The 7085-nt window shown below is 69.3% G+C and carries 7 protein-coding genes; 5 read left to right on the plus strand and 2 right to left on the minus strand.

The window, feature by feature from the left end:
* Positions 1-92 precede the first annotated feature (92 nt).
* The 5 genes from VGS97_RS06760 to VGS97_RS06780 all read left to right on the plus strand — a co-directional run bounded on the left by VGS97_RS06760 (position 93) and on the right by VGS97_RS06780 (position 5738).
* Positions 93-1127, plus strand: a complete 1035-nt coding sequence (locus VGS97_RS06760; RefSeq protein ID WP_326852371.1) for a branched-chain amino acid ABC transporter permease — start codon at positions 93-95, stop codon at positions 1125-1127.
* Positions 1124-1867 carry an ABC transporter ATP-binding protein gene (locus tag VGS97_RS06765; RefSeq protein WP_326852372.1) on the plus strand — a complete coding sequence of 248 codons (744 nt, stop codon included), beginning with the start codon at positions 1124-1126 and terminating at the stop codon, positions 1865-1867. The genes VGS97_RS06760 and VGS97_RS06765 overlap by 4 nt, the downstream gene beginning before the upstream one ends.
* Before the next feature lie 4 nt (positions 1868-1871).
* Positions 1872-2681, plus strand: a complete 810-nt coding sequence (locus VGS97_RS06770) for an ABC transporter ATP-binding protein (RefSeq protein ID WP_326852373.1) — start codon at positions 1872-1874, stop codon at positions 2679-2681.
* Positions 2678-3649: an NAD(P)-dependent oxidoreductase gene (locus VGS97_RS06775; RefSeq protein ID WP_326852374.1), complete on the plus strand. Its 972-nt coding sequence runs from the start codon at positions 2678-2680 to the stop codon at positions 3647-3649. Before VGS97_RS06770 ends, VGS97_RS06775 begins: the two co-directional genes overlap by 4 nt.
* A 322-nt stretch (positions 3650-3971) precedes the next feature.
* A complete protein-coding gene (locus VGS97_RS06780; RefSeq protein ID WP_326852375.1) occupies positions 3972-5738 on the plus strand; it encodes a chitinase in 1767 nt (588 codons plus the stop codon).
* A gap of 109 nt (positions 5739-5847) precedes the next feature.
* Here VGS97_RS06780 and VGS97_RS06785 read toward each other — a convergent pair whose 3' ends face one another.
* Both VGS97_RS06785 and VGS97_RS06790 read right to left on the minus strand, forming a co-directional pair.
* On the minus strand, positions 5848-6489 hold the full coding sequence (locus tag VGS97_RS06785; protein ID WP_326852376.1) for a hypothetical protein: 642 nt from the start codon (positions 6487-6489) through the stop codon (positions 5848-5850).
* Positions 6490-6838: 349 nt separating this feature from the next.
* The coding region (locus VGS97_RS06790; RefSeq protein ID WP_326852377.1) for a hypothetical protein at positions 6839-7085 on the minus strand (247 nt) is incomplete at its 5' end.

Genomic DNA, 7085 nt, shown 5'->3' on the forward strand with positions numbered 1-7085 from the left:
CCCGGGCTGATGGAGCCTGGACTGATGGAGCGCTGTTTCATCGAACCCTGACTCGCAGGAGCATGACGCGCGGGAGCATGATGCGCGGGACTATGAGGCACAGGGCACTGACTTGGGGCGGCGTGATCCGCGCGGTGGTGTTCTTCGGCGTGCTGACCGCTTTCCCGTTCGCGGTGACCGCGCACTGGATCGTCAACATGGCGGTCTTCACGCTGATCTACGCCGGGCTGGCCAGCGCCTGGAACCTGGTCGGCGGGCTGGCCGGGTACCCGTCGCTCGGCCACGCGGCGTTCTTCGGCGTCGGCGCCTACGCGGAGGCGATCTACTTCCAGCACCGCGATGTCGGCGCGAACGGCCTGCTGCCGTTCTTCGCGCTGCCGGTCATCGGGATCGGCGTCGCGGTGCTCGGCCTCGCGGTCGGCTGGATCGCGATGCGCACCCGCAGCGACGTGTTCGCGATCGTGACCATCACGCTGCTGTTCGTCGCGCAGACCCTCGCGTTCAACCTGACCTCGCTCACCGGCGGCTCGCAGGGCATCGGCCTGCCGGGCGCCCCGTTCGACCCGGACACCTACGAGCGGCCGTTCTACCTCGTGCTGCTCCTGCTGCTCGCCGTGTCCATGGCGGTCACCTGGGCCGCGCTGCACAGCCGGATCGGGCTCTCGCTGCGGGCCGTCGCGGCCGACGAGGAGCGGGCGCGCGGCGTTGGCGTGCATGTACGCGGGGTGAAGCTGCTCGCGTTCGCGGTCTCGGTGGGGATCGCCGCAATGATCGGCGCGGTCTGGGCCTACTACATGACCTTCGTCTACCCGCAGTTCGCGGTGGATCCGCTGATCACGATCGGCATGGTCCTGATGGCCTATCTCGGCGGCCGGGGCACGCTGTGGGGGCCGGTGATCGGCGCGCTCATCGTCGTCCCGGCGCAGCAGTACCTCGCGTACCAGTACGGCGCCACGCAGCTCTACCTCGTCGCGTACGCCGCGATCTTCCTGCTGATCATGCTGCTGATGCCGCGCGGGATCCTGCCCACGATCGTCGAGCGGCTGCGCCGCCGCGCCGCTGCCGCCGCTCGACCGGACGGTGCCGGGCGACCGGTCGCGTCCGCGCCGAAGGAGGTGGTCTCATGACTGGTCCGGGCGATGCCCTGCTCGAAGTCGAGCACCTCGCCAAGCGGTTCGGCGGCGTGACAGCGGTCGACGACTGCTCGTTCACCGTCGAGGCGGGCACGATCACCGCGCTGATCGGTCCGAACGGCTCCGGCAAGACCACCGTGTTCAACCTGATCACCGGCTACCTGCGAGCCGATTCCGGCAGGATCTCCTTTGGCGGCCGCACGTACGCCCGCCCCGATCCGGCCGCGCTGTACCGCCGCGGCCTGTCGCGTACGTTCCAACAGGCCCGCGTCTTCCCCGAACTCACCGTCCTCGACAACCTGATCGTGGCGGCGGGCCATCGGTGGCGGGCCCTGTTCGGGCCGCGCCACAGCCGCGCGGACGTCGAGAGGGCCGGCGGGCTGCTGGACGAGTTCGGCCTCGCCGGGCACGCGGACGAGCCGGCCCGGGAGCTGTCCTACGGCCAGCGCAAGCTGCTGGAGTTCGCCTCGGTGCTGATGAGCGAGCCGCGGCTGATCCTGCTCGACGAGCCGACCGCCGGAGTGAACCCGGTGCTGATCGAGGCGATGGAGCGGCACGTGCGCGGCCGGCACGCGTCCGGTGTCACGTTCCTGATCGTCGAGCACGACATGAACCTGGTGATGCGGCTGTGCGATCCGGTGATCGTGCTGGACCGGGGAACCCGGATCGCTGCGGGGCCGCCGGACGCCGTGCGCGCCGATCCCGCGGTCCTCGACGCCTACCTCGGGGGTTAGGGCCGTGACAGTGAGCGCGGCCCCGATGCTCGCCCTGGAAGCCGTCGTCGCCGGCTACGGCGCCGGCGACATCCTGCGCGGCGTCGACCTGACGGTGCAAGCCGGCGAGGTCGTCTGTCTCATCGGCCCGAACGGCGCCGGCAAGTCCACGGTGCTCAAGACGGTCAGCGGCCTGCTGCGGCCCAGGCTCGGCCGGGTGCTGCTGGACGGCGAGCCGATCACCAGGCTCTCGCCGCGCCAGCGGCTCGACCGCGGTGTGGTGCACGTGCCGCAGGAGCGCAGCCTGTTCCCGGCGATGACGGTCTGGGAGAACCTGCTGATGGGCGCCTACATCCTGCGCGACCGGGCCGAGGTGCGCCGCCGCGCCGCGCATTGCGCCGAGCTGTTCCCCATCGTCGCCGAACGCCGCAACGCCGCGGCGGGCGCGCTGTCTGGCGGCGAGCAGAAGCAGGTCGAACTGGCCCGCTCGCTGATGATCGACCCGCGGCTGATCCTGCTCGACGAGCCGTCGATCGGGCTCGAACCGAGGGCGCGGCGCGCGGTCTTCCAGGCCGTCGCGGGCCTGACCGCCGACGGACGCACCGTCCTGCTGGTCGAGCAGAACGCGCGCAGCGGACTGGCAGTGGCAGATCGCGGCGCGGTCCTGGAGTCTGGTGTGGTGCGGCTGATCGGCAGGGGCGCCGATCTGCTCGATGATCCGGAGGTGGCCCGGCTGTATCTCGGCGGCGCGACGCGGCCGTCCGAGACGTCCGGGAATCGCGTTGCCTCGACGACCGGCCCGGCCACGACAAGTACCACGGAGGTCTCCCAGTGACCATCGACGACTCCCCGGCGGCGGATACCGCGCCGCACCGGCCTCGCCTCGGCTGGATCGGCACCGGCCGGATGGGCTTCCCGCTCGCCGCCCGCCTGCTCGACGCGGGTCACGACGTCGCCGTCTACAACCGCACCCGCGCCAAGGCCGAGCCGCTGGCCGCGCACGGTGCGACCGTCGTGGACGCGATCGCCGACCTTGCCGACCGTGACGTGGTCTTCACCATGGTCTCGACCTCCGCGGACCTGGCCGAGGTGACGCTCGGCGAGGGCGGGCTGCTGCGCCACGACGGCGCGGTGCCGGGCGTGATCGTGGACTCGTCCACGGTCTCCGCCGAGGTGTCCACGCGCATCCGCGCCGTGGCGGCGCAGCGTGGCAGCGCGCTGATCGCCGCTCCGGTCAGCGGCAACGGGAAGGTGGCCAAGGCCGGACGGCTCTCCGTGGTGGCCTCCGGTCCGCTCGACGCCTTCGAGCGGGTGCGGCCCTACCTGGAGGTCATCGGCCGGTCGGTCACCTACGCGGGCGACGGCGAAGCCGCGCGCCTGGTGAAGCTGGCGCACAACATCTTCCTCGGCGTCGTCACGCAATCGCTTGCGGAGGTGACAGTGCTGGCCGAGAAGGGCGGGGTGTCACGCGCCGCGTTCCTGGAGTTCCTGAACAACAGCGTCGTGGGTTCGGTCTTCACCCGCTACAAGAGTCCCGCCTTCGTGCACTTGGACCTGACGCCCACCTTCACACCGGTACTGCTGCGCAAGGACTTCGACCTGGGGCTTGAGACGGCCCGGCGGATGGAGGTGCCGATGCCGGTCGCCGCCCTGACCTACCAGCTGGTGCAGGCCGCGATCGGCCGCGGCCACCTCGACGAGGACTTCGCCGTCCTGCTGACCGAGCAGGCCGCCGCGGCCGGGCTCGACCTGGCGCCGGAAGACGTGCCCGTGGACGACGGGCTGAGCGCTTCGGAGGAGTGAACTGGCGCGGGTGACACGAAGTGACGAGGTGTGTTCCGTCCGAAGTCACCCTAAGAAACATTCAACGGCGGGGGAATATCCCGGGCCGGACCATTGACCAACGCACTGGTCTAGTCCAATCTGATGCTCAGCCCGGAGCACGGCGCGCCCCGGCGTATGTGTTGTCCGCCGCGAGGCGCGACGCACCGGTTCGGCGTGCCGGTCGTCAGCCTCGAATCCGCTGCATCGTCGAAATCGCTGCACCGTAAACCACCGCACCGTCGAACCCGCGGCGCCCTCGCGCGTGCCGCCGCCGGTGCCACCTCACTCCGGAGAGGCATTCATGGCAGCAGTTCCCTTCCCCGGCGCCCGTCCGCGGCGCAGGGCGCTCGCGGCGGCCGGCGCCGCGATATCCGTCGTCCTGGCCACCATCGGAGTCGTCGCGGTCACCGCCGGCGCCCAGGCGGCCGCCGCGAATCTCGTGCAGAACCCCGGGTTCGAATCCGGCTCGCTCTCGCCCTGGTCGTGCACCAGCAACAGCGGCGCCGTGGTGACCAGTCCCGTGCACTCCGGCTCGTACGCGTTGCAGGGCACGCCGACGAGCAGCGACGACTCGCAGTGCTCGCAGACGATCAGCGTGCAGCCGAGCTCGTCGTACACGCTCAGCGCCTGGGTCGACGGCTCGTACGTCTACATCGGCGACACCGGCACCGGCACCACCGACACCAGCACTTGGACGCCCGGCACCAGCGGCGCGTACTCGCAGCTGACGACGACCTTCAGCACCGGCGCGAGCACGACCAGCCTGACCGTCTGGGTGCACGGCTGGTACGGCCAGCCGGTGTACTACGCCGACGACGTCTCGCTGACCGGTCCCGGCGGCGGCTCCAGCGCGAGCCCGAGCACCGCCCCCAGCAGCGCGAGCCCGTCGCCGTCCATGTCGGCGTCCCCGTCCCCGAGCGCCTCACCGACCGGCGGGACCGGTTCGTGCACCGCGGCGGCCTGGGTCTCCACGCAGGCCTACAACGGCGGCGCGGTGGTCTCCTACAACGGGCACACGTGGACCGCCAAGTGGTGGACCCAGGGCGACATCCCGGGCAACAACGCGCAGAACGTCTGGACCGACAACGGTGCCTGCGGCGGCGGCAACCCGAGCCCGAGCGCCAGTCCCACCAGCGCCAGCCCGAGCGCGTCGGCCAGCCCCAGCCCGACCGGCACCGGCAAGCACCTGCTGACCGGCTACTGGCAGGACTTCAGCAACGGCGCCACCGTGCAGCGGCTCACCGACGTGAACTCGCAGTACGACATCGTCGCGGTCGCCTTCGCCAACGCCACCACCACGCCGGGCCAGATCTCGTTCGCGGTCGACTCGGGTCTGTCCACCGCGCTCGGCGGCTACACCGACGCGCAGTTCAAGGCCGACATCGCCACCATGCACTCGCGTGGCAAGAAGGTCATCGTGTCGGTCGGCGGCCAGAACGGCACCATCTCGGTGAGCGACTCGACCTCCGCGTCGAACTTCGCCAGCAGCGCCTACTCGATCCTCAAGAACTACGGGTTCGACGGGGTCGACATCGACCTGGAGAACGGCGTCAACGCCACGTACATGTCGCAGGCGCTGCACTCGCTGGCGAGCATGTACGGCGCCGGCTTCGTGCTGACGATGGCCCCGCAGACCATCGACATGCAGAGCACCGGCGGCGACTACTTCCAGCTGGCGCTGAACACCAAGGACATCCTCACCATCGTCAACATGCAGTACTACAACTCCGGCTCGATGCTCGGCTGTGACGGGCAGGTCTACTCGGAGGGCACCGAGAACTTCCTGACCGCGCTGGCCTGCATCCAGCTCCAGGGCGGCCTGAACGCGAGCCAGGTCGGACTCGGCGTGCCCGCCTCGACCAGCGCGGCGGGCGGCGGCTTCGTCAGCCCGAGCGTGGTCAACGCGGCGCTCGACTGCCTTGCCAACGGCTCGAACTGCGGCACGTTCAAGCCCCCGGCCACCTGGCCGGGAATCGGCGGCGCGATGACGTGGTCGACGAACTGGGACGCCAGCGCCGGCAACCAGATCGCGACCGTCATCGGCCCGCACCTGCACGCGATGCCGTAACGCAGATGGTTATGCGGTAACGGCAGGTACTGGCAAGTACTGCGGTGGCCCCGGACGTGTTAAGGCGTCCGGGGCCACTTGTGCATCTGGGGCTATTGCGCGTCCGGTATCAGCCTTCGGGGGCGTAGACGATGCCCTTGTTCGTCGAGCGGGTCGAGGGACCGAGGTGCACGATGTACCACTCGCCGCGCCACGAGATCAGCGAGAAGATGCCGAACGACGCGGTGTGCCCGTTGACGCTGTAATCGAGCCGCGTGCCGTACACCCGGTAATACGAACCCTTGTTGTACTCGACTCCAGGCACGATCCACTCGGCCTGGCTCTTGGGCACCGTGACCGAGACGAACTGCGCCGAGTCCGCGTTCGAGCCGAGCAGCGCGTGAGCGGCCTCGATGTCGAGCTTGTACCAGGGGATCAGCCGGTTCTCGTAGTCGGCCGACGGATTCGAGATCGCCTTCACCTGAAGATACGCGGACTTCGGGAAGAAGAACGGCAGCGCGATCGAGGGGTCGTCCTGCACGATCGCGTTCCAGAGTTCCTGCACTCCCGCCTGGAACGCGGGGTCGTCGGCTTGCGGCAGCACGTGCGTCTGCGGCAGCGTCCCCGGATCGACCGACGGTGACGGCGACGGGTTCGGTGACGGTGACGACGGCGCCTCCGGCGCTGCGCTCAGCGTTATGGCCTGACTGGCGGTCGGCCCGTTCGATCCGCAACCCGCGACCAGCGCCGCGACCGCCAAAATACACAACACAAAGGACCACGGTCTTGTCCGGGTGGGCTCTGTCGCCCTGGGCTGGATTGTCCTGGTGGACCATGGCGCGCCCGAGCGTTGGGTCCGGTTCATGAAGCGCATCCTCTCCAACGTGCCGCCGTCCGACGCGGCAGGCATGACTCCTGGTGTCGATTGACCCGCGTATCCTCCCATCACCCCGAGGGGTTGGTGGCGGTGTGCGGCAGGCTCCCGAACATGACGAGAGTCGACGGGACGAATCACGCTGATCGTCCCGTCGACTCTCGTTTGCGGCGCTACTGCACCGTGATTTCGTTACTGCAAAGTGATTTCGTTACTGCGCTGTGATCTTTACTGCACAGTGATTTCGTTACTGCACAGTGATCTGACTGATCATGTACCAGCCGCTTGAGCCGGTGGTCGGTGGCAGCACGGCCCTGACTCCGGTGACCTGTGAGTCGAACGGCAGGATCATTGTGGCGTGTGGGGCGGCACCGTCGGGATTGAGCACGACGTTGTTGTCCGTACTCCAGTTGCCGTTCTGGTCGCGCCATTGCGCGGTTCCGCCCGGCGGCAGGATCACGCCGTATTGCTGGCTCGGGTTGGTGAACCAGATG

Origin of the sequence: Actinocrinis sp., from assembly GCF_035946395.1 — a bacterium.
Lineage (GTDB): Bacteria > Actinomycetota > Actinomycetes > Streptomycetales > Catenulisporaceae > Actinocrinis.